Annotated in this window: 19 protein-coding genes; 10 read left to right on the top strand and 9 right to left on the bottom strand. The window is 62.2% G+C overall.

Annotated elements, in window-relative coordinates; translation table 11 throughout:
• The first annotated feature begins 6 nt into the window (after positions 1-6).
• A complete protein-coding gene (locus tag ACIPO9_RS15035; protein WP_400781737.1) occupies positions 7-591 on the top strand; it encodes an alpha/beta fold hydrolase in 585 nt (194 codons plus the stop codon).
• Between the two features lie 132 nt (positions 592-723).
• On the opposite strand, the gene ACIPO9_RS15030 is transcribed toward ACIPO9_RS15035, so the two are convergent.
• A complete protein-coding gene (locus ACIPO9_RS15030; RefSeq protein ID WP_274136533.1) occupies positions 724-987 on the bottom strand; it encodes a YebG family protein in 264 nt (87 codons plus the stop codon).
• 269 nt (positions 988-1,256) lie between these two features.
• Between ACIPO9_RS15030 and ACIPO9_RS15025 the strand changes: the two genes are divergently transcribed.
• Positions 1,257-1,745, top strand: coding sequence for a phosphate-starvation-inducible protein PsiE (locus tag ACIPO9_RS15025; RefSeq protein WP_400781734.1), 489 nt, complete (start codon positions 1,257-1,259; stop codon positions 1,743-1,745).
• Between the two features lie 107 nt (positions 1,746-1,852).
• Here the strand turns inward: ACIPO9_RS15025 and ACIPO9_RS15020 are convergent, their stop codons facing one another.
• The 5 genes from ACIPO9_RS15020 to ACIPO9_RS15000 form a co-directional block, all read right to left on the bottom strand.
• On the bottom strand, positions 1,853-2,173 hold the full coding sequence (locus ACIPO9_RS15020; protein ID WP_274135451.1) for a DUF3509 domain-containing protein: 321 nt from the start codon (positions 2,171-2,173) through the stop codon (positions 1,853-1,855).
• Between the two features lie 411 nt (positions 2,174-2,584).
• Positions 2,585-3,007 (bottom strand): HPF/RaiA family ribosome-associated protein, encoded by a 423-nt coding sequence (locus ACIPO9_RS15015; RefSeq protein ID WP_274135452.1) that lies wholly within the window; start codon positions 3,005-3,007, stop codon positions 2,585-2,587.
• 268 nt (positions 3,008-3,275) lie between these two features.
• Positions 3,276-5,633: a TonB-dependent Fe(3+) dicitrate receptor FecA gene (gene fecA, locus ACIPO9_RS15010; RefSeq protein WP_400781731.1), complete on the bottom strand. Its 2,358-nt coding sequence runs from the start codon at positions 5,631-5,633 to the stop codon at positions 3,276-3,278.
• Positions 5,634-5,856: 223 nt separating this feature from the next.
• A complete protein-coding gene (locus ACIPO9_RS15005; protein WP_274135484.1) occupies positions 5,857-6,813 on the bottom strand; it encodes a FecR domain-containing protein in 957 nt (318 codons plus the stop codon).
• Between the two features lie 32 nt (positions 6,814-6,845).
• Positions 6,846-7,349, bottom strand: coding sequence for a sigma-70 family RNA polymerase sigma factor (locus ACIPO9_RS15000; protein WP_274135454.1), 504 nt, complete (start codon positions 7,347-7,349; stop codon positions 6,846-6,848).
• A 211-nt stretch (positions 7,350-7,560) separates the two neighbouring features.
• On the opposite strand from ACIPO9_RS15000, the gene ACIPO9_RS14995 reads away from it, so the two are divergent.
• From ACIPO9_RS14995 to ACIPO9_RS14970, 6 genes are all read left to right on the top strand, one after another.
• Complete coding sequence (locus ACIPO9_RS14995) at positions 7,561-7,926, top strand: DUF3649 domain-containing protein (protein ID WP_400781729.1); 366 nt, start codon at positions 7,561-7,563, stop codon at positions 7,924-7,926.
• The gene (locus tag ACIPO9_RS14990; protein WP_400781727.1) at positions 7,923-9,569 is read left to right on the top strand and encodes a PepSY-associated TM helix domain-containing protein; all 1,647 of its coding nucleotides are present in this window, start codon (positions 7,923-7,925) and stop codon (positions 9,567-9,569) included. Before ACIPO9_RS14995 ends, ACIPO9_RS14990 begins: the two co-directional genes overlap by 4 nt.
• A complete protein-coding gene (locus ACIPO9_RS14985; RefSeq protein ID WP_400604931.1) occupies positions 9,569-9,901 on the top strand; it encodes a DUF3325 domain-containing protein in 333 nt (110 codons plus the stop codon). Before ACIPO9_RS14990 ends, ACIPO9_RS14985 begins: the two co-directional genes overlap by 1 nt.
• Before the next feature lie 9 nt (positions 9,902-9,910).
• On the top strand, positions 9,911-10,477 hold the full coding sequence (locus ACIPO9_RS14980; RefSeq protein ID WP_400781725.1) for an RNA polymerase sigma factor: 567 nt from the start codon (positions 9,911-9,913) through the stop codon (positions 10,475-10,477).
• The gene (locus ACIPO9_RS14975) at positions 10,474-11,469 is read left to right on the top strand and encodes a FecR family protein (protein WP_274135459.1); all 996 of its coding nucleotides are present in this window, start codon (positions 10,474-10,476) and stop codon (positions 11,467-11,469) included. Before ACIPO9_RS14980 ends, ACIPO9_RS14975 begins: the two co-directional genes overlap by 4 nt.
• Positions 11,470-11,530: 61 nt before the next feature.
• A complete protein-coding gene (locus ACIPO9_RS14970) occupies positions 11,531-13,969 on the top strand; it encodes a TonB-dependent siderophore receptor (protein ID WP_400781722.1) in 2,439 nt (812 codons plus the stop codon).
• 100 nt (positions 13,970-14,069) lie between these two features.
• Here the strand turns inward: ACIPO9_RS14970 and ACIPO9_RS14965 are convergent, their stop codons facing one another.
• A complete protein-coding gene (locus ACIPO9_RS14965) occupies positions 14,070-14,942 on the bottom strand; it encodes a helix-turn-helix domain-containing protein (protein WP_400781720.1) in 873 nt (290 codons plus the stop codon).
• 216 nt (positions 14,943-15,158) lie between these two features.
• On the opposite strand from ACIPO9_RS14965, the gene ACIPO9_RS14960 reads away from it, so the two are divergent.
• On the top strand, positions 15,159-16,058 hold the full coding sequence (locus ACIPO9_RS14960; RefSeq protein ID WP_400781718.1) for a DMT family transporter: 900 nt from the start codon (positions 15,159-15,161) through the stop codon (positions 16,056-16,058).
• Positions 16,059-16,171: 113 nt separating this feature from the next.
• Here the strand turns inward: ACIPO9_RS14960 and ACIPO9_RS14955 are convergent, their stop codons facing one another.
• Both ACIPO9_RS14955 and ACIPO9_RS14950 read right to left on the bottom strand, forming a co-directional pair.
• On the bottom strand, positions 16,172-17,146 hold the full coding sequence (locus tag ACIPO9_RS14955; RefSeq protein WP_274135462.1) for a D-glycerate dehydrogenase: 975 nt from the start codon (positions 17,144-17,146) through the stop codon (positions 16,172-16,174).
• 194 nt (positions 17,147-17,340) lie between these two features.
• Positions 17,341-18,288: a LysR family transcriptional regulator gene (locus ACIPO9_RS14950; RefSeq protein WP_274135463.1), complete on the bottom strand. Its 948-nt coding sequence runs from the start codon at positions 18,286-18,288 to the stop codon at positions 17,341-17,343.
• A gap of 181 nt (positions 18,289-18,469) precedes the next feature.
• Between ACIPO9_RS14950 and ACIPO9_RS14945 the strand changes: the two genes are divergently transcribed.
• Positions 18,470-19,981 carry an efflux transporter outer membrane subunit gene (locus ACIPO9_RS14945; protein WP_400781715.1) on the top strand — a complete coding sequence of 504 codons (1,512 nt, stop codon included), beginning with the start codon at positions 18,470-18,472 and terminating at the stop codon, positions 19,979-19,981.
• Positions 19,982-20,044 lie beyond the last annotated feature (63 nt).

Genomic DNA, 20,044 nt, shown 5'->3' with positions numbered 1-20,044 from the left:
TTAACCATGTCTGGATTCACACTCAATCGTCGGCACTTTCTGACTTATTCTGCGGCGAGTGTCGCAGCCTTGGCACTCACTGATCTTACGCCCGTGTTTGCTGCGTCCGAGCCCGCTGTCTCTGGCAGCACTCTGGGGCCGGTTCAGCAGGTCAGTACTGACGTGCTCGACATCGGCTACGTCGAAGCCGGGCCGGAAGATGGTCGGGCGGTGATTCTGCTGCACGGGGCGGCCTACGACATTCAAAGCTATGCCGAGGTGGTGCCGCTTCTGGTTGCACAGGGAATGCGGGTGGTGGCGCCGTATCTGCGTGGTCACGGCAGTACCAGAGTGCTGGAGGAGCAGGCGCCCGGCACTGAGGAGCAGAATGCCCTGGGCCAGGACGTGATCGACTTGATGAACGCCTTGCACATTCCCGAAGCGGTACTGGCCGGCTTTCAGGAAGGCGGTCGGGCGGCAAGCCTGGCCGAGGTGCTCAAGCCCACCCGCTGCGTGGGACTGATGGCGGCCAACTACCTGCCCCAGGAAAAGCCCCGGGCGTTCGCCGAGATTGTGGCGAGCCTGGTGCAGAACGGACGCTGGCGCACGTAACGTAGCAGTACGGAACCGAGGTCATACATGGATCCCGCAAACACTAAAAACCCGTAGCAGCCGGGCTTGCCCGCGGGTCGATCCTGAGGACGCCCCCGCCGGCAAGCCGTGCTGCTACGGAATTTGCGCGATTCACTCTGTGGCGTCACCGCTCAGCAATTCATTCAGCGCATCTGGCTGATTCTTGAACGCGCGGGCGAAGACGTCGCGGTTCTTGGCCATGTAGATACCCGCTTCCTCAACCTGGGTTTCGGACAGCGAAGGCACTGCCTTGCTCAGGACACTGGACAACAACTCGGCGAGTTCGAGCATCTTGTCATGACGATCAGCTTCGGCTTTATCCATGAACAGACGCTCCAGATCCCGGCTGCTGCGGTATACCACTTCGACGGCCATTTACCACCTCATATGCCTTCAAGAAAGTAACCTTTGATAGCTACTGTGTTTATATACAGTGCAAAGCATAAGGCAATCGCCGCTGCCTGAATAGTGGCTATTCACATTCATTTACAGCTTCCCTGCGCTGCCTTGCGACAACCGGTCGCGTTCTCAACCATAGCCCATGGCCCCTTTAATGCTTGGGTTTTGCGCAGGCAACGTTGCGCAAACAAAAGCGTCACCCGTGTGCGGCATCATTCTTTTCGGGCTATTCAAGGAAGTACATCGTGAAAATCAACTGGGCCGAGTCCCTGCGTCAGCGCGTCCACACCTGCGCCGAGTCTCTGGGCAACCTGTTCGTCGAGACCTTCCACTACCTGGCGCTGTTCGCCATCGGTGCCGTGACGGCATGGGCGGCGGTGATGGCGTTCCTGGGGATGCTGGAGAAAGGACACATCACGGTGGATGACATCCTGCTGCTGTTCATCTACCTGGAATTGGGCGCGATGGTGGGGATCTACTTCAAGACCAACCACATGCCGGTGCGCTTCCTGATCTACGTGGCGATCACCGCACTGACCCGCTTGCTGATCTCCGACGTGTCGCACCATGTGCCGCCGGACCTGGGCGTGGTGTACCTCAGCGGTGCGATTCTGCTGCTGGCGTTCGCGATTCTGGTGGTGCGTTACGCCTCGTCACAATTTCCTTCGGTAAAGGTGCCGGATCCGCATAGCAGCAGGAAGGGTGCGGTGATGGAGGAGAAGGGCGAGATTTAAGCGAATTTCATCACGACACATATCCGTAGCAGCACGGCTTGCCGGCGGGGGCGTCTTTGAAATCGCCCCCGCCGGCAAGCCGGACTGCTACGAAGACGAGGTGTGTATCAGATACCCACGTTGAGCTGCGGGCGATTGGAGAAATGATTGCGCGGGGTCAACTGCTTGAGGTCGCCGTCGGTCATTGCCGTGAGGATCTTCACGGCGCTGTGGCCCTGCTCGATGGCGATACCGAACTGCACGCTCTCGATCAGGCGGCGCAGGCGTTTGGGTGAGTTTCGCTGCTCGGTGCTGATCAGGCGCTTGGCGACCACGCCCGACTCGTTGGACAGCGTCAGCATGATGGTGCCGTCCAGATCCTGGATGCTCAGGTTGACCCGATAGTCTGGGTGAAATGCATCGGTGATCTGTTGAAAAGGGTTATCCATGAGCGGTTACCTGATGATCGGTCTGCGTTAGTTGACTTGGGGTCGGTGCGTTTAGTTCTCGACGCTGGATCAACGGTTGGAGAAAACGCACCCGGGTCCCAAGACATTCAACTGCCGTCGAGCCAGAGAAAATGGGGCTTGCAGAGGGTGGAGGCTCGATAATCAGGAACTTGCAGGGTTCGGGCCATTCAGGACGAACGGCATTATCAGCCGCTCGATTAAACCTTTCAGCGATAACAACGTGAACGGGTTCACCGTTATTCATTAATACTTAAGTACTGGCCAATTGCTTCGTAAGTTGCAGGCAAGCACCACTTGTGCGCGGCCTGCCTGCTTTGAGTGCATATAAAAAGGGCGGGCCTGTTTTCACAGGCCTGCCCCCTCCATTGATCGATTTATGAAGCCGCTGTCTTAGCCGTGTAGGGCTTCGTCTTTTTCCAGAAATTCTTCCTGCAACAGGGCGTCAGGGTTCTCCAGATCGTCTTTGTTGCGCGCGCTGTCGATGGACGTTACACCGCCACGTTTGCTGCGCAGTTTGCCAAACAGATGCCCCAATGCGTGTTCGAGTTTGACGGCGGCGCCGTCCACGGCCTGATCGAGGGAATCGGCCTTGTGGGTGACGGACACGGGTTGGTGGCCTTTGGGCCGGGCTTCCATCTGGCAGCGGATGTCATGCGGGCCAGGTTTGTCGCCGTTCTCGTCGCGGATGTGGACTTCGATGCGGGTGAGGTCTTCTTCGTAGCGGTCGAGCGTGCTTTCAACGGTGGTTCGTACCCACTCCTCCAGTCGGATGCTGCTTTCGATGTGGTTATCGCTATTGACCTGGATTTGCATAGTTCTTCCCTTACTTTGGCTTGCTCGGGAGAGTCTCGACGAGGATGAATTTCGTCTGCCCTCACTCACAGTGTTGGCGCCGAACGAAGAACAATTCAACCCCCAAAACGAAAGAAATATTTCATTGCAGAAATAACTTTGCAGCTTTGCAAGCGAGCTTGTAGGAGCGCGCTTGCCCGCGATTGCGATATGCCTGGACACGATTTGGGACTGACACACCGCGTCGCGGGCAAGCGCGCTCCTACAGCTCATTGCTCAACTTTCGGGATCAAAATGCCAAAGACGTCTGCACGTACAACGTCCGTGGTTCGCCTACGTATTTGCCCTTGTTGTTGTCGTCGAACGAGCGGGTGAAGTATTCGTGGTTGAAGATATTTTTCACCCCGACCGCGACGCTCAGGTCAGACATCTGCGGGCCGAAATCGTAGGCTGCGCGGCTGCTGAACAGCATGTAGCCGGGGATGCGGCCGGTGCTGCCGTCCGCGCTTTCGGTGGAGGTGTTGGCGTTGTCGGCGAACTGGCTGCTCTGGTACGAACTGTCCATGTTCAGCTTCCACGGGCCGTCGGTGTAACTCACGCCCAGAGTGCCTTTGTGTTTCGACGAGAACGGCACACGATTGCCCTTGTTCGGACCATCTTCGCGGATGGTCGCATCCACATAGGCATAGGTGGCGTAAACGTCGAAACCTGACAGCATCGGGCTCAGGCCGTCGAGTGCGTAGTTGAGGCTGGTCTCGATGCCCTGGTGGCGAGTCTCACCGCGCGCAATGACAGTGTCATTGGTCTGGTTGCTCTCGTACTGGTTATCGAAGTTGATGAGAAACGCGCCGATCTCCGCCCGCAGGTTGCCATTGTCGTAGCGGGTGCCCAGCTCCCAGGTTCGCGCCTTTTCCGGTTTCACCTCGCCGCCAGCCACCCGGTTAGGCATCTGGCTGTACTGTACCGAGCCGAACGAACCCTCGGTGTTGGCGTACAGGTTCCAGTTCTCGGTCATGTGATACAGCACGTTCAGCGCGGGCAGGGCGGTGTTGTAATCGCCCTGATATTTGACGTGGGTCAGGTTGTTGGATTGGGCCGAATCGATCATCTCGTAACGAATGCCGGGCGTGAACGTCCACTTGCCGATATCGATGCGATCGTCGATGAAAAACGCATGAGCTTCAGTGGATCCTCGGGTATCGCGATCATTGCGGCTGTCGGTGCTTGGCAGCAGGTTGAGCGCGGTGTTTTCGCGATAGCGCAGTTCGTGGCCGGCTTCGTTGATGTAGCGATAACCCACACCGATTTCATGCTGCGTGCTTCCCAAGCCGAAGCCTTGGGCGAATCGGGTTTCCAGGCCGCGGACCCAGTATTCCCGTGGCGACAGCGAGACGAATGAGCCCTGGTCCAGATAGCCGCTGCGCAGGGTCTTGGTGAAGAAGCTGTTGACGGTGAATTCCCGGGCATCTTCCTGATAGCGATAGCCGATGTTGAACATGGTGCGGCGGCCCCAGAATTTGTCCTTGAGGCGCGTGGACTGATACGGATCGGCGTCGTAATCGGCCACACTCAGGCCGCCCGGCATGTCGGCTTCGCCTTCGTAATACTGGGCTTCGGCGTTCAGGCTGTTGGCTTCATCGATCTGGTATTTACCCTTCAGGATCAAGTCGTCGATCTGGGTGTCGCTGTGCTCGCGCCAGTCGCCGCCGCGCACGCCTGAGTACAGAATCGCGCCGCCCAGGCCATTGTCGGCGGTGCCGCCCGCCAAGAGGTTGCCAGTGGTCTTGAAGCCGTCGTGGCTGGAAGACGGGCTGGTTTCGGTCTGGATGCCGCCTTTGACGGTCGGGGCGTCGGGGATGGCGCGGGTCACGAAGTTGACGATGCCGCCCACGTTCTGCGGGCCGTAGCGCACCGCGCCGCCGCCGCGCACCACGTCCACGGCGTCCATGTTGCCCATGCTGATCGGCGCAAAAGACAGTTGCGGCTGGCCGTAGGGTGCGAACGGCACGGGAATCCCGTCCATCAATACGGTCGAGCGTGCCGCCAGGCGAGGGTTCAGGCCACGTATGCCGAAGTTGAGCGCCATGTCGTGGCTGCCGGTGCCGTTGTTTTCCGGAGCGTTGACGCCGGGGATGCGGTTGAGCACTTCCCGGGCCGACGTCGCGCCAGCACGTTCGAACTCTTCGCGGCGAATCACATCCCGCGCGCCCGGGTGTTCGAAGACATTGATCTGCTGCGCTTCACCCAGCCAGTCGCCGACGACGCTCGAGGCGCCCAGTTCAATCTGGCCACTGGGCTGTTCGGTGTTGGCCGCCTGCAAGGTAAAGCCTCCCTGGCCGTCACCCTTGGCTTGCAGGCCGGTGCCTTCGAGCAGGGCGGCCAACGCCTGTTCGGTGGTGTAGTTGCCTTCCAGGCCGCGAGTCTTCAGGCCGCTGGTGACGTTCGAGCCGTAGGAAATCAGCACCCCGGCTTCACGGCCAAACTGGTTCAGCGCGGTTTCCAGGGCCGTGGGCGCGATGTGGTACGCCTTGGCGGGGGCATCTTCGGCAAAGGCCATGGAGCCTGCCGTGATCGAAAGGCTGGCGCCGAACAGCACATGGCGCAGGGTGCGCGTCAGGGGCGAGAGAGTGGTCGGTCGGGATGACATGCAGGAGTCCTTTGGCGAGACGAATAAAGGGGGCTTTTCCTGTCTGTCACGCGAGGGTTGGAAAACAGCTCACCGGGTTTGAAATATTTTTCCAACAGATCGCAAGCTTCTGTAGGAGCGCGCTTGCCCGCGATTGCGGTGTGTCAGCCAACATAGGTGTGTCTGATACGCCGCCGTCGTCCGAATGCGGCCCAGACCAAGCGCGCTCCTACAGGGGATGTGTTCACGCCCGGCTTTGGACGTTCACCCAATACCGCGTGAACCGCTGCACCTTCACCGGCAGCGCCACTTCGAGCATGTCGAGAATCCGTTCGCTGTCGTTGAGCGGGTAACTTCCCGAGATCAGCAGGTCGGCCACTTTCTCGTCGCACTTCAGGTGCCCGCGACGGTAGCGGGAGAGTTCGCCCAGAAAGTCAGCCAGGCGCATGTGCGAGGCCACCAGCATGCCGTCGGCCCAGGCGCCGCTGCTGCTGTCCACCGGGCGCACCGGGTCCCAGTGCCGGCGGTTGAACACCACCTGTTGCGAAGCCTTGACCAGCAGCATCGATTCGGTCCGTTCAAACGGGCTCAGTTCGACGCTGCCTGCGAACACGGCCAGTTGCGTGCGTCCGGCCAGCTGCCGCAGATTCAACCGCGTACCGCTGGCTGCAGCGCGCAGGCTGCCTTCGGCGGTGAGCAGGTGCAGCGGTCTTGGGTCGTTGGCGACGGTCAGCATGATTTCGCCTTCGAGCAATTTGATGAGTCGCTGACCGTTGTCGAAACGCACGTCCAGCGCGGTGCCGGTGTTCAACTGCAACTGGCTGCCATCGGCCAGTGCCAGTTTGCGGCGCTCACCGATGCTGCTGCGGTAGTCGGCCAGCATTGGCGGCAGATCGATCCTGTCGCGCATGCTCCAGGCAGCCACCGAACCTGCGCCCAGCAACAGCAGCAACTTGAGCGCCTGGCGTCGGCTGCTGGAGGCTGGCGCGTTGATCGCTGCGTGAGCCAAAGGCGAGGAGAGGCCGTGCAGGCGCTGATTGACCCGCTGGATATGCGCCCACGCGCGCTGGTGATCGCTGTGTCCGTTCAGCCACGCCTGCCAGGCCTGCTGGCGGCCGGCGTCCAGATGGCCGCTCTGCATCTCGATCAGCCAGTTGACCGCCTGCTCGGCGACTTGCGGGGAGATTTCCGGGCGGTTCATCGAGTCGCCGCCCAGCCCCTGGGCACGCGCGTTCACAGGGCGAAGTAGCAGCGCATGGCTGCCTTGGTCAGATGGCGTTTCACAGTGGCCACCGAGATGCCCAGCCGTGCGGCGATTTCGCCGTGGGTCAGGCCATCGACCTGAGCCAGCAGGAAGGCGCGCTTGACCAGCACCGGCAGGCCGTCGAGCAACTGATCAAGCTCTACCAGCGTTTCCAGAATGATCGCCCGTTCTTCCTCGGACGGCGCCAGCGCTTCGGGCAATTCGGCCAGCGCCTGATAGTAGGCGCGCTCCAGTTCCTGGCGGCGATAGTGATTGCACAGCACGCGCTTGGCGATGGTGGTCAGAAAGGCGCGAGGCTCGACCAATTGCAGCGTTTCCCGGGCCAGCAATACCTTGACGAACGTGTCCTGGGCCAGGTCCGCCGCGTTGTGCGGGCAGCCCAATCGCCGCCGCAACCAGCCCGTAAGCCAGGTGTGATGGGCGTTATAAAGACCTTCAACGGTTGGGTTCAGGGCAGAAGGGGCGGTGGACATGGACAGCGGCGATCCGGGATTGGGCCAGTAAAGGCGGCGATTCTGTCAGACTCTTTTGCATATGAGAATATTTATCATTAATATTGCGTTCTTTTGTACGCCGCCCTGGAGCGGTGTATTTTCGTGCGGTCGATTTCAGGAAGATCACGTCGATGACCCTTCACATTCAATGCCCTTCAGGCATCTGCGCTTTCATCGGAGTTGACGGCTGATGGACGCTGCGATGGCCCCTGCGCCCGTGCCTGAAAAGCGCCCACGCGCGCCGAAGAAAAGCGCCGCAGGCGAAGTCTCCATGCGCTGGCGGCTGGCAGTGGCCTCCCGAGTGCTGGCGGCGGTCATCGGTGGCTATCTGCTGGCGTCGCTTGCCAGTGTGTGCCTGGCGTATTTCCTGCCGCTGCTGTTTCAGTCTTCCCGGGCCGAGGCGGCGGTGCTGTCCATGACCCTTTCCTTCCTGTTCTACCTGCCGGCTGTGCTCTGGTGTTTTGCCTGTCGGACCGCCTTGCGCGCCTGGCTTGGGCTGCTGGTGCCGAGCGCGGTTTTGGGGGCTGTCTACGCCTGCGCACGGTGGCTTGTGTGAAAGAGGGTTTTCGTCAGGCGATGGCCTGGTTGCATACCTGGGCGGGGCTGGTGTTTGGCTGGTTGCTGTTCGCCATTTTCCTGACCGGCACGCTTTCGTACTTCAAGGAAGAGATCACCCAGTGGACCCAGCCGGAAATCGTCCCCCACGAAGTCTCCGATGCAGTCGCTGCCGAGCGTGCCCAGCAATGGCTGCAAGCCAACGCCCCGGATGCCAAACGCTGGTTCATCCGCCTGCCTGACGAGCGCAATCCGGACATCGCCTTGACCTTCAACCCGGCCAAGGGCGGCTTCGAACAGAAATCCCTGGATTCTGTCAGCGGCCAGCCGGTGCAGGCCCGCGAAAGCATGGGTGGCGAGTTCTTCTATCGCTTCCATTTCCAGTTGCAGATGCCCCACCCATGGGGGCGCTGGCTGGCGTCGGTGGCGGCGATGGTGATGTTCGTCGCGCTGATCAGCGGGATCATCACCCACAAGAAAATCTTCAAGGAGTTCTTCACTTTCCGCCCGCGCAAGGGCCAGCGCACCTGGCTGGACGGGCATAACGCGGTGGCCGTGCTGATCCTGCCGTTCCACCTGATGATTACCTACAGCAGCCTGGTCATCTTCATGACCATGGTCATGCCGGCCAGTATCCTGACCACCTACGGCAGCAACACCAGCGCATTCTTCGACGACCTGTTTCCGGCGTTCAAGTCAGCCCCGCCGGTCTCTGAAGCCGCGCCGCTGGCGTCCATCGTGCCCATGCTCGATGTCGCGGCGGACAAGTGGGACGGCGCCCGGGTCGGACTGATCACCGTCAACAACCCAGGCAAGGCCAACGCAACCGTGGCTCTGGGCAGCAATGGCGCCGATCACATTCCTCACGAGCCGGGCACGGCGCTGATGTTCAACGGCGTCACCGGCGAGCTGACCCAGCAGAGCAGCATGACAGCTGCGTCTCTGCTGCTGGCCGGCGGCATGTACGGGTTGCACATGGGCCACTTCGCCGGGCCGTTGCTGCGCTGGCTGTATTTCCTCGCCGGCATCGGAGGCACGGCGATGATTGCGACCGGGCTGGTGATCTGGCTCGGCAAACGTCGGCTCAAGCACGCTAAGTCTGGCGTTTTGCCGTTCGAGTTGAAGCTGGTGGAGATGCTCAACGTGGCGAGCATGTCCGGCCTGATGCTGGCGGTGGTGAGCTTCTTCTGGGCCAACCGTCTGTTGCCGGTGAGCTTCGCCGCACGCAGTGACTGGGAAGTGAAGACGTTTTTCTGCGTCTGGGGTCTGGCGTTGCTGCACGCCTTTGGCCGGGTGTTTTTCCGGGACGGACGCACGGCCTGGCGTGAGCAACTGACCCTGGCGGCGGCCTTGTACTGCCTGTTGCCGGTGCTGGATATGGTCACGGCGGGCAGTTATCTTTGGGCCTCGCTCAAGCAGGGGCAGTGGACGCTGGCAGCGCTGGACCTGACTGCGTTGGCCACCGGAGTGTTCCTGGCGTGGGGAGCCTTGAGGTTTCGCGGTGAGGGGCAGAGCGTGATCGCGAGCAAGCTCACTCCTACAGGTTCGAGTCGTAAGCAGGATTCTCGCCAGACACTGACCGGTGGGAGCGAGCTTGCTCGCGAAGGCGTCAGTGAAGGCACCTCCGTACAGGAGGCCCGCTGATGCTCCTGACCACCTTGCTCTGCTACGTCGGTTTCACTGCGCTGTGCCTGTCCATGAACCGCCACGCCGAGGATCTGCTCGGCGCTTCGCTTTCATTTGCACGCAGCCGGGCGGCGAGGTGGCTGGGCTGGGGCGTGCTGGCCTTGTCATTGTGGGTCGCTCTGGTTTCGCTCAGCGTGGGGCAGGCGTTGGTGCAATGGTTTGCCGCGCTCATGGGCAGCGCGTTTGTTCTGGTTTTCGTGATGTCTTATTGGCCAAGGCTGGCCGTGTCGTTGGCGGCAATCGGTGCAGTGCTCTGCCCGGTGGCTGCCTGCTTTCAACTTCTGGCCTGAGCCCTTTCAATGATCGACCTCACCCCGCCGCCTGGTGCGGCTCCCACTGATGCCGATCAGGACGCCCCGCAGGCGGCTCGCGCCCATTTTCTGAAAGTCTTCCTGTCCCAGCGCCCGCAGATGGAGGCGCTGGTAAGCCGGCGGGTCGGTTGCCGAGCCACCGCCGCCGATCTGGTGCAGGACCTGTTCGTGCGTTTCTGGCGTCGGCCACTGGTGCAGGTCGAGGAACTCAACACCTATCTGTTGCGTTGCGCGGGCAACATCGCCATCGATCATTTGCGCACCGAAGGCACGCGGGCGCGGATCAACGAAGGGCTGATCCCCGACGAGCAGCAATTGCGCAACGACGAGCCCCAGGCTGCGCTGGAGGCCAGCAACGACCTGCGCCACATCGAAGCGGCCCTGCGTGGCCTGCCGGACAAGACCCGGCAGATATTCCTGCTCAACCGCATCCATGGGCGCAAATACGCCGAAATCGCCAAGGCCATGGGGCTTTCGCAAAGTGCCGTGGAAAAACATATGATGCGCGCCTTGCAAGCCTGCAAGGCGAGCCTGGATCAGGACGCTCGTCGATGAAAGCGCCCCTGGAATCCACCGCCATGATCACCCCCGAACAACAGGACGCGGCGTTGAGCTGGCTGAGCCTGTTGCACAACCAGCCGACGGCTGCGGACCAGGCGCGGTTCAGCCGCTGGTTGCAAGCCGACCCCGCGCACGCCCAGGCCTATGCTCAGGCGCAGGTCGTCTGGGAGATGAGCGAGGAACCCGCCGCGACACTGGCCCGGGAAGACGACGCGGCATTGCAGGCGCTGCTGGCGGCCATGGATGCACCCCCGCGCCGTTCTCGGTCGTACTGGGGCGCATCGCTGGCAATGGCGGCGTGCCTGCTGCTAATGGTCAGCATGGGCCTGGGCTGGCAGCCGCAGCGCTGGGCCGACGATTTCGGCGCCGATTATGTGTCTGCGCCGGGGCAGGTGCGCACCGTGACGCTGGCCGATCAGTCGCAGGTGACCCTCGATGCCGACAGCGCCATCGCCGTGCATTTCACAGGCGGCGAGCGCCACGTGCAGTTGCGTCGGGGCGCGGCGTTCTTTCAAGTGACTCACACCGGCGAGCCGTTCGTGGTCGATGGCCGCCAGGGCGAAACCCGTGTGCTGGGCACGCAGTTCGAGGTGCGGCTTCAGCCTGCCGGTGCGCAGGTGACGGTGCTGTCCGGGCGGGTGGGCGTGAAAGCGGCCAGCGACCTGCCCCAGCAGATACTCACGGCAGGGCAGCGGGTTGCCTACGATCAGACGCACACCACCGACCCGCAAGCGGTGGACAGCGAAAACCAACTGGCCTGGCGCCAGGGTTGGCTCAACTACTACCGCACCCCGCTGGCCGACGTGCTCAACGACCTGAGCCGCTATTACCCCGGTCGCATCATCGTGCTCAACGATCAACTGGCGGCGAAGAAAGTCAGTGGCAGCTTCCCCAGCAACGACCCGGTGGCGGTGTTGACGGCGTTGAAGTCGGTCGTCGGGTTCGAGCAGTACGAAGCCTTGGGGCGGGTGATTGTGATCCGGTGATGGAGCGTTTGTAGGAGCGCGCTTGCCCGCGATTGCGGTGTGTCTGTGACATCTTCAGCGCATGACACAGCGCGATCGCGGGCAAGCGCGCTCCTACAGTGAATGCTTCGGGTCTTACGAGAGGCACATCTGCTTGAAAATCTGGTTCGGCATTTCTCTGCTTACCGCCTGGAGCACCTGCATCCAGGCGGCGCAGCCTGCCTATGATTTTTCAATCCCGGCCAGGCCCTTGCCCCAGGCGCTCAGCGATTTCAGCCGCGTCACGGGGCAGGGCGTCATTTACACCCAGGACACGCCCTACGGCCTCGATGCACCCGCCATCAGCGGTTCCATGAGCGCCGAGCAGGCCCTCCAGCGGTTGCTCGGCGGAACCGGCCTGACCTTTCGCCGCGTTACGGCCGACACCTTCACCCTGGAGCCCATTGCCAGTGATGGCGCGCTTACCCTGGGCCTGACCCGGATCGACTCGCGCCGCAACGCAGCCGAAAGTTATCAGCTCCCGGTCAGCACCTCGGTGATGCGCTCATCCGCGTCACGGCTGGAAACCCCGCAGACTATCAGCGTGGTTCCTGCGCAGGTGTTGCGCGATCAGGCGCCGCGCAATCTTGACGATGCGCTGAGCAACGTCAGCGGCGTGACCCAGGGCAACACGCTGGGCAGCACCCAGGACACCTTGATGAAACGCGGCTTCGGCGACAACCGCGACGGCGCGATCATCCGCGACGGCATGCCGGTGGTGCAGGGTCGCAGCCTCAATGCCACTGCCGAGCGCATCGAAGTGCTCAAGGGCCCGGCGTCGCTGCTGTACGGCATTCAGGATCCTGGCGGCGTCATCAACGTGGTCAGCAAGCGCCCGCAGTTGCAGGCCTACAACGCACTGACCGCACGGGGCTCGACCTACGGTTCGGGCAAGAATGGCAGCGGCGGCACGCTGGACAGCACAGGTCCCTTGGGGCAGAGCGGGCTGGCCTATCGCATGATCGTCGATCATGAAGACGAAGATTATTGGCGCAACTACGGCGTGCATCGCGAGTCGCTGATAGCACCTTCGCTGGCCTGGTACGGCGAAGACACCCAGTTGCTGGCCGCATATGAGCATCGCGAATTCCTCTCGCCCTTCGACCGGGGCACGGCCATCGACCCACGCACCAACCGTCCGCTGGACATCCCCGCGACACGCCGTCTGGATGAGCCGTTCAACAACATGGAAGGGCGCTCGGACCTCTACCATTTCGAGGCCGATCACCAGTTCGACGATAAATGGCAGGGACACCTGGGCTACAGCTACAACCGCGAAACCTACGACGCCAGCCAGGTGCGCATCACGGCGGTGAACCCGGCCAATGGCACGCTGACACGCTCGATGGACGGCACCGGCGATGCCTTGAGCACTGATCGCTTCACCACCCTGACCCTCAACGGCAATGTCAGCCTGGCGGGCATGCAGCATGACCTGCTGTTTGGGCTCGACGACGAGTACCGCAAAATCTATCGCGGGGAACTGATCCGGCAAAGGAGCCTCAATGCCTTCAGCTATCTGAACCCTGTCTACGGCCAGGAAGTGGAGGGCACTCAGGTCAGCGTGGCGGACAGCAATCAGGTGGATATCCTGCGCAGCGACTCTCTGTTTTTTCAGGATTCGATGCACCTCACCGATCAATGGATCCTGGTGGCCGGCGCCCGCTATCAGGTGTTCGATCAGCAGGCGGGGAAGGGCACGCCCTTTACCCGCAATACCGATCTGAATGGCCAGAAGTGGATTCCCCGCGCAGGGCTGGTGTACCGCTACACCGATGAGCTGTCGTTCTATGGCAGCTACACCGAGTCGTTCAAGCCCAACTCCAGCATCGCCGCGCTGGCCGGCGGCACGGTGCTGGACTCGGCCACGCTGCCCGAGCAATCTCGGGCCTGGGAGCTGGGCGCCAAGTGGGATTCGGACGACGGCATCAGCGCGAGCCTCGCGCTGTTCGACATCAAGAAGCGCAATGTGCTGGTGGCCAATTTCGATTCACTGACGGCCAACACGGTGTACACCACCGCAGGTGAGGTCCGCTCCCGAGGCGTCGAACTGGACCTGAGCGGGCAGCTTTCGGAGCGCTGGAGCCTGATCGGCGGCTATGCCTTCACCGACGCATGGGTGGTGAAGGATCCGACGCTGGCTGGCAATCGCTTGCAGAACGTGCCCCGGCACAGCGGCTCGCTGTCGGCGGTGTATGACTTCGGTTCGGTGCTGGGCGGCGACCGGTTGCGGGCAGGCGCCGGGGCGCATTACGTGGGCGAGCGCGCCGGTAATCCGGACAACGAATTCGACTTGCCCGGTTACACCGTCGCCGATGCCTTCGCCACCTATGAAACGCGGCTGGACGGGCAGAAGGTCAAGTTTCAGCTCAACGTGAAGAACCTGTTCGACCGCACCTATTACAGCTCGGCGGTGAGCCGGTTCTTCGTGTCGATGGGGGATTCGCGGCAGGTAATCCTGGCCACAACGCTCGAATTCTGAAACACGTCCCGTAGCAGCACGGCTTGCCGGCGGGGGCGTCTTCGAAATCGCTCCCGCCGGCAAGCCGTGCTGCTACGGGGGGATCGACTCAAATACGCCTTTATTGAAACGCCAACCGATATTCCCCGGCCGTCGCGCCCATTGCCTGCCTGAACTTATTGCTGAAATGGCTGGCGCTGGCAAAGCCACATTCCAGCGCAATCTCGCCAAAGGCCATTCGCGTTGCACGCAGCAGTTCCCGGGCGCGGTTCATGCGGCGGGCCAGCAGGTACTGGTGTGGCGGCAGGCCGAAGCTTTCGCGGAACATGCGGGCGAAGTGGTATTCGGACAGCGCGCACATCGAGGCCAGTTGCCCGAGGCTCAAGGGCTCGGCCAGGTTCTGTTCGATGAACTCCACCAGTTGCCGACGCAGGTGCGGTGCCAGCCCGCCTTTCAGGCGCAGGCCATCGCGTAGCCCGACCTGGCCCAGAATCATGTGGTCGAGCAGTTCGTGGGCCAGGCTGCTGGTCTGCAGGCGCTCTCCCGGCTCGCTCCAGTTCATGCCGATCAGGCGATGAAAGCGCGCAGCCTGCTGCGGATCGTCGATGAAGGTGTTTTCCCGCAGCATCATCTCCCGTGGTTCGCGGTCCAGCAGGGTGACGCAGTTGAGGGCGAACTGTTCGGGGCTGATGTAGAGGTGGGCCAGGCGGATGTCGCCGTTGATCACCCATGAGGACTGATGCCCGGCCGGCAGCACGCAGAGTTTGTCCGGCGCGCCCTTGAGGCGCGGCTGGTCGCGACGGTAGGTGCCGGTGCCGCCCGCGATGTAGCAGGACAGGGTGTGGTGACTCGGCGCGTGATAATCCTGGGAATCGTGCCGGTTGTTCCACAGCGCCGCCACCACGCCATCGCCCAGGGCAGCACTCTGCTCCAACTGCGCGTGGGGCGAGCTGTTGAGCGACTGAAACACCTGGATCTGATCGAGTGACGACATGCCGGTTCTCGTAGCATCTGGCGATAAACATCCCGTAGCAGCACGGCTTGCCGGCGGGAGCGATCTCAAGGCCGCCCCCGCCGGCAAGCCGTGCTGCTACGAAGGGATAGCGTACCGCTTAGCGTTGCATCGTACCCCCTGGACGCGATCAAAAGCGCAAGATTTTGCAAATGCCCGCCCGCGACAACCCTCAGACTCAAGCTTGAGGAGCCCGTCATGAACATCTCGTTGTACCTGCTGACCGTCCTGATCTGGGGCACCACCTGGATCGCCCTGAAACTGCAACTGGGTGAGGTGGCGATTCCGGTATCCATCGTTTACCGCTTCGGCCTGGCGGCGCTGATTCTGTTCGCCATGCTGCTGGTCAGCGGCAAGCTACAGAAGGTCAACCGTCGCGGACAATTGATCTGCCTGGCCCAGGGCTTGTGCCTGTTCTGCGTCAATTTCATGTGCTTTCTGCACGCTAGCCAGTGGATTCCTAGTGGCCTGGTGGCCGTGGTGTTCTCGACCTCGACCTTGTGGAACGCGCTCAATGCACGGGTGTTCTTCAAGCAGAAGATCGCCCGCAACGTGCTGACCGGCGGCGCGCTTGGCTTGTTGGGATTGGGCTGTCTGTTCTGGCCTGAACTGTCGGGGCACAGCGCCAGCCGCGAAACCCTGATCGGACTGGGCCTGGCGCTGCTCGGCACCCTGTGTTTCTCGGCGGGCAACATGCTGTCCAGCCTGCAACAGAAAGCCGGCCTGCGCCCGCTGACCACCAACGCCTACGGGATGCTGTATGGCGCGGCGATGCTGAGCGTGTATTGCCTGGTAAGCGGCACGCCGTTCGCGTTCGAGTGGAATGCGCGCTACATCGGCTCGCTGTTGTATCTGGTGATTCCGGGCTCGGTGATTGGCTTCACGGCCTACCTGACGCTGGTCGGCCGCATGGGCCCAGAGCGCGCGGCCTATTGCACGGTATTGTTTCCGGTGGTGGCGCTCAACGTTTCGGCGTATGCCGAAGGCTACCAATGGACCCTGCCCGCGCTGATGGGGCTGGTGCTGGTGATGGTGGGCAACGTGCTGGTGTTCAGGAAGCCCAAGGCGGTGGTGCCGGTGGGGGCGAAGCTGGCTTGAGATCGAATTGCCTGTACCGACGCTGTCGCGGGCAAGCGCGCTCCTACAGAGGGTTGCGTTCTCTTGTAGGAGCGCGCTTGCCCGCGACGGGGTTTATCAGACGCTGAAGGACTTCAACCCTTCCACACCTGCTGATTCACCAGATCCTGTGGCTTCTCGCCCAGCAACGCCGCGCGCAGGTTGGCGTAGGCGCGGTCGGCCATGGCCTGGCGGGTTTCGTGGGTGGCCGAGCCGATGTGCGGCAGGGTCACGGCGTTGCTCAACTGGAACAGCGGCGATTCGGCCAGAGGCTCCTTCTCGTACACATCCAGCCCCGCGCCGCGAATGGTGCCGTTCTGCAAGGCTTCGATCAGCGCAGGCTCGTCGACGATCGGGCCGCGGGCGATGTTCACCAGGATCGCGCTCTTCTTCATCAGGCCCAGTTCGCGGGTGCTGATCAGGTGTTTGGTCTTCTCGCTCAGCGGCACCACCAGGCAGACGAAATCCGCCTCGGCCAGCAGTTGATCCAGGGTGCGGAATTGCGCGCCCAGTTCCTGCTCGACCGCCGTCTTGCGGCTGTTGCCGCTGTAGATGATCGGCATGTTGAAGCCCAGGCGACCGCGACGAGCCACGGCCGCACCGATGTTACCCATGCCGACGATACCCAGTGTCTTGCCGTAGACATCGGTGCCGAAATGCGGCGCTTCGATGCTGCGTTTCCAGTTGCCGGCCTTGGTGTAGGCATCCAGCTCGGCGACGCGGCGGGCGCTGCTCATGATCAGCGAGAAGCCGAGGTCAGCGGTGCTTTCGGTCAGCACGTCCGGGGTGTTGGTCAGCATGATGCCGCGTTCGGTGAGGTAGCTGACGTCGTAGTTGTCGTAACCCACCGAGATGCTTGAAACCACTTCCAGCTGCTTTGCGCTTTCCAGTTGCTCGCGACCCAGCTTGCGGCCCGCACCGATCATGCCGTGGCTGTGGGGCAGCGCTTCGTTGAACTGTTCGTTCAAATCACCCTTTTTCGGGTCCGGGATGATCACGTTGAAGTCTTGCTGCAGGCGCTCGGCCATTTCCGGGGACACGCGGCTGAAGGCAAGGACGGTCTTTTTCATCGGATAGCTTCTCTCGGGCGGTTCAGATGGGAAGTGCGTAGCACGCTAACATTCTTGCGACGGGATTGGCAGGGCTGCGGCGGTTGACTGTAGGAGCGCGCTTGCCCGCGACCGCATGGTGCCAGACATCGACGGCGCGTCTGATACGCCGCCGTCGCGGGCAAGCGCGCTCCTACAAAAGCGGGCGTGATCCGTTACACCATCTCCGGCAACACATGGGTCTGCAGATCCGCCTCATGGGCTGCCATGATTTCCGGCAGCGAGCCGCGCAGGTACTCGACCCAGGTCTTGATCTTGGCATCCAGGTACTGGCGCGACGGGTAGATGGCGTACAGGTTCAACTCGTGGGAGCGATAGTGCGGCAGCACGCGAACCAGCGAGCCGTTGCGCAAACCTTCGATGGCCGAGTAGATCGGCAGAATTCCGATACCCATGCCGCTGCTGATCGCCGCCTTCATCGCATCGGCCGAGTTCACCAGGAACGGCGAGCTGGCGATGGTCACGGTTTCCTGGCCTTCGGGGCCGTCGAACGCCCATTTTTCCAGCGGGAACACGGGGCTGACCAAACGCAGGCACGCGTGGTTGAGCAGGTCCGCCGGCTTGTGGGCCATGCCGAATGCCTTGATGTAGGCGGGGGAGGCACACACGATGCTGTAGGTGATGCCCAGGCGCTGCGACACGAACCCTGAGTCCGGCAGCTCGCTGGCCAGCACGATGGACACGTCGTAGCCTTCTTCGAGCAGGTCCGGCACGCGGTTGGTCATGGTCAGGTCGAACGACACGTCCGGGTGGTTGCGCCGGTAGCGGGCGATGGCGTCGATCACGTAATGCTGGCCGACACCAGTCATCGAATGCACCTTCAGTTGCCCGGCCGGGCGCGCGTGGGCGTCGCTGGCTTCGGCTTCCGCTTCCTCGACATAGCCGAGAATCTGCTCGCAGCGCAGCAGGTAGCGCTTGCCGGCTTCAGTCAGGGCGATGCGTCGGGTGGTGCGGTTCAGGAGTCGGGTTTGCAGGTGCGCTTCGAGATTGGAAACGGCACGGGAAACGTTGGCGGTGGTGGTGTCCAGTTGAGCCGCGGCAGCCGTGAAGCTGCCCGCCTGTGCCACGCAACTGAAAGCGCGCATGTTTTGCAGAGTGTCCATGGGCCGTTCTCTGGTGAGATGGCAAATTGTGACATGAAGTTACTGATCCATGTCAGCTATACCAATGGATTATCTTCCGTTCGGTAACAAAGATTCACAGAAGTCCCGGCTTATCGCCGTATCAGGCGCATCCTAGAATCGCGGCTCGAATCATTCCTCCTCCATTCGGGTAATTGCAGCTGTGCCGCGTCGCATCCTCAGAGGGCTCAAGCCCCTCAGTGTCTGGGCTTTAACGTTACTCATCAGCGGCTGCATTGGAACCGGCGGAATCGCCCCCCAAGACACCTCGATGTCGCCTGATTCGCTGGCGACGGACGAGGCGATCAAGGAGGCCGCCAAGGACGCCCACTGGCCAGATGCCCAATGGTGGCGCGCCTATGGCGACGATCAGCTCAACCACTGGATCGACCTCGCAGCCCTGGGCAGCCCGAGCCTGGCGATGGCCGCTGCCCGCGTGCGGCAGGCCAAGGCCATGGCCGGGATTGCCGAGTCTGCCGAATCCCTGCACATCAACGGCGACAGCACGCTCAAGCGGCATAACTGGCCTACCGACCAGTTCTACGGCCCGGGCGAGCTGTCCAACACCAGCACCTGGGACAACAACGCCTCCATCGGCCTGAGCTATTCCCTGGACCTGTGGGGCCGGGAAAGCAACAACACCGAGCAGGCGCTGGACCTGGCGCACATGAGCGCGGCCCAGGAGCGCCAGGCGCAACTGGAATTGCAGGACAACATCGTACGTGCCTACATCCAGCTGTCGTTGAACTACGCCCAGCGCGACATCGTCGAGGCGACCCTGGCCCAGCAGCAACAGATTCTGGAACTGGCGCAGCGTCGCCTCAAAGGCGGCATCGGCACCCATTTCGAAGTCAGCCAGGCGGAAACGCCGCTGCCGGAAACCCATCGCCAGATCGACTCCCTGGATGAAGCCATCGCCCTGAGCCGCAACCAGATCGCTGCGCTCGCAGGGAAAGGGCCGGGTGAAGGCGCCTCGATCCAGCGTCCGGGCCTGTCGTTGAAGACAGCACTCAAGCTGCCATCGGCGTTGCCGGCGCAACTGCTCGGCCAGCGTCCGGACGTGGTCGCCAGCCGCTGGCGCGTGGCCGCACAGGCACGGGGCATCGACGTCGCCCACGCCGGGTTCTATCCCAACGTGGACTTGATGGGCAGCCTGGGTTACATGGCCACCGGTGGCGGCATGCTGGAATTCCTGACCGGCAAGAAATTCAACTACAGCGTCGGCCCGGCCATCAGCCTGCCGATCTTCGACGGTGGCCGTCTGCGCTCTGAACTGGGTGTGGCCTCGGCCGGTTATGACGCGGCGGTGGCGCAATACAACGAAACCCTGGTGACCGCGCTCAAGAGCATTTCCGATCAGTTGATTCGTCGTGAGTCGATGAACAAGCAGCAGGTGTTCGCCGACCAGTCGGTGGCCGCAGCGCAGAAAACCTATGACATCGCCATGGTTGCGTACCAGCGCGGGCTGACGGATTACCTCAATGTGCTGAACGCGCAGACCCTGCTGTTTCATCAGGAGCAGGTGCAGCAGCAGGTCCAGGCCGCACGCCTGACCGTGCACGCCGAGCTGGTGGTGGCGTTGGGTGGTGGGTTGATGGCGGGCAATGATTCGCCTGCCGCAGACAAGATCGCCGCGCCGAAAACCCCGGCGTTGTTGAACGCGTTGGGGCGGTGAGGCAGATGATTGTGTGCCCGTCATACCGGCCCCTTCGCGGGCAAGCCCGCTCCCACAGCGGAG

The organism is Pseudomonas sp. NPDC090203 (assembly GCF_044746765.1).
GTDB lineage: Bacteria > Pseudomonadota > Gammaproteobacteria > Pseudomonadales > Pseudomonadaceae > Aquipseudomonas > Aquipseudomonas putida_AD.
This window is presented reverse-complemented; position numbering and strand designations above follow the sequence as displayed.

What these genes read in the sequence shown, in the direction of transcription:
- ACIPO9_RS15035 (WP_400781737.1), top strand. Translation starts at nt 7, where the DNA reads ATGTCTGGATTCACACTCAATCGTCGGCACTTTCTGACTTATTCTGCG.
- ACIPO9_RS15030 (WP_274136533.1), bottom strand. Translation starts at nt 987, where the DNA reads ATGGCCGTCGAAGTGGTATACCGCAGCAGCCGGGATCTGGAGCGTCTG.
- ACIPO9_RS15020 (WP_274135451.1), bottom strand. Translation starts at nt 2,173, where the DNA reads ATGGATAACCCTTTTCAACAGATCACCGATGCATTTCACCCAGACTAT.
- ACIPO9_RS15015 (WP_274135452.1), bottom strand. Translation starts at nt 3,007, where the DNA reads ATGCAAATCCAGGTCAATAGCGATAACCACATCGAAAGCAGCATCCGA.
- fecA (WP_400781731.1), bottom strand. Translation starts at nt 5,633, where the DNA reads ATGTCATCCCGACCGACCACTCTCTCGCCCCTGACGCGCACCCTGCGC.
- ACIPO9_RS15005 (WP_274135484.1), bottom strand. Translation starts at nt 6,813, where the DNA reads ATGAACCGCCCGGAAATCTCCCCGCAAGTCGCCGAGCAGGCGGTCAAC.
- ACIPO9_RS15000 (WP_274135454.1), bottom strand. Translation starts at nt 7,349, where the DNA reads ATGTCCACCGCCCCTTCTGCCCTGAACCCAACCGTTGAAGGTCTTTAT.
- ACIPO9_RS14995 (WP_400781729.1), top strand. Translation starts at nt 7,561, where the DNA reads ATGGACGCTGCGATGGCCCCTGCGCCCGTGCCTGAAAAGCGCCCACGC.
- ACIPO9_RS14985 (WP_400604931.1), top strand. Translation starts at nt 9,569, where the DNA reads ATGCTCCTGACCACCTTGCTCTGCTACGTCGGTTTCACTGCGCTGTGC.
- ACIPO9_RS14980 (WP_400781725.1), top strand. Translation starts at nt 9,911, where the DNA reads ATGATCGACCTCACCCCGCCGCCTGGTGCGGCTCCCACTGATGCCGAT.
- ACIPO9_RS14975 (WP_274135459.1), top strand. Translation starts at nt 10,474, where the DNA reads ATGAAAGCGCCCCTGGAATCCACCGCCATGATCACCCCCGAACAACAG.
- ACIPO9_RS14970 (WP_400781722.1), top strand. Translation starts at nt 11,531, where the DNA reads ATGACACAGCGCGATCGCGGGCAAGCGCGCTCCTACAGTGAATGCTTC.
- ACIPO9_RS14965 (WP_400781720.1), bottom strand. Translation starts at nt 14,942, where the DNA reads ATGTCGTCACTCGATCAGATCCAGGTGTTTCAGTCGCTCAACAGCTCG.
- ACIPO9_RS14960 (WP_400781718.1), top strand. Translation starts at nt 15,159, where the DNA reads ATGAACATCTCGTTGTACCTGCTGACCGTCCTGATCTGGGGCACCACC.
- ACIPO9_RS14955 (WP_274135462.1), bottom strand. Translation starts at nt 17,146, where the DNA reads ATGAAAAAGACCGTCCTTGCCTTCAGCCGCGTGTCCCCGGAAATGGCC.
- ACIPO9_RS14950 (WP_274135463.1), bottom strand. Translation starts at nt 18,288, where the DNA reads ATGGACACTCTGCAAAACATGCGCGCTTTCAGTTGCGTGGCACAGGCG.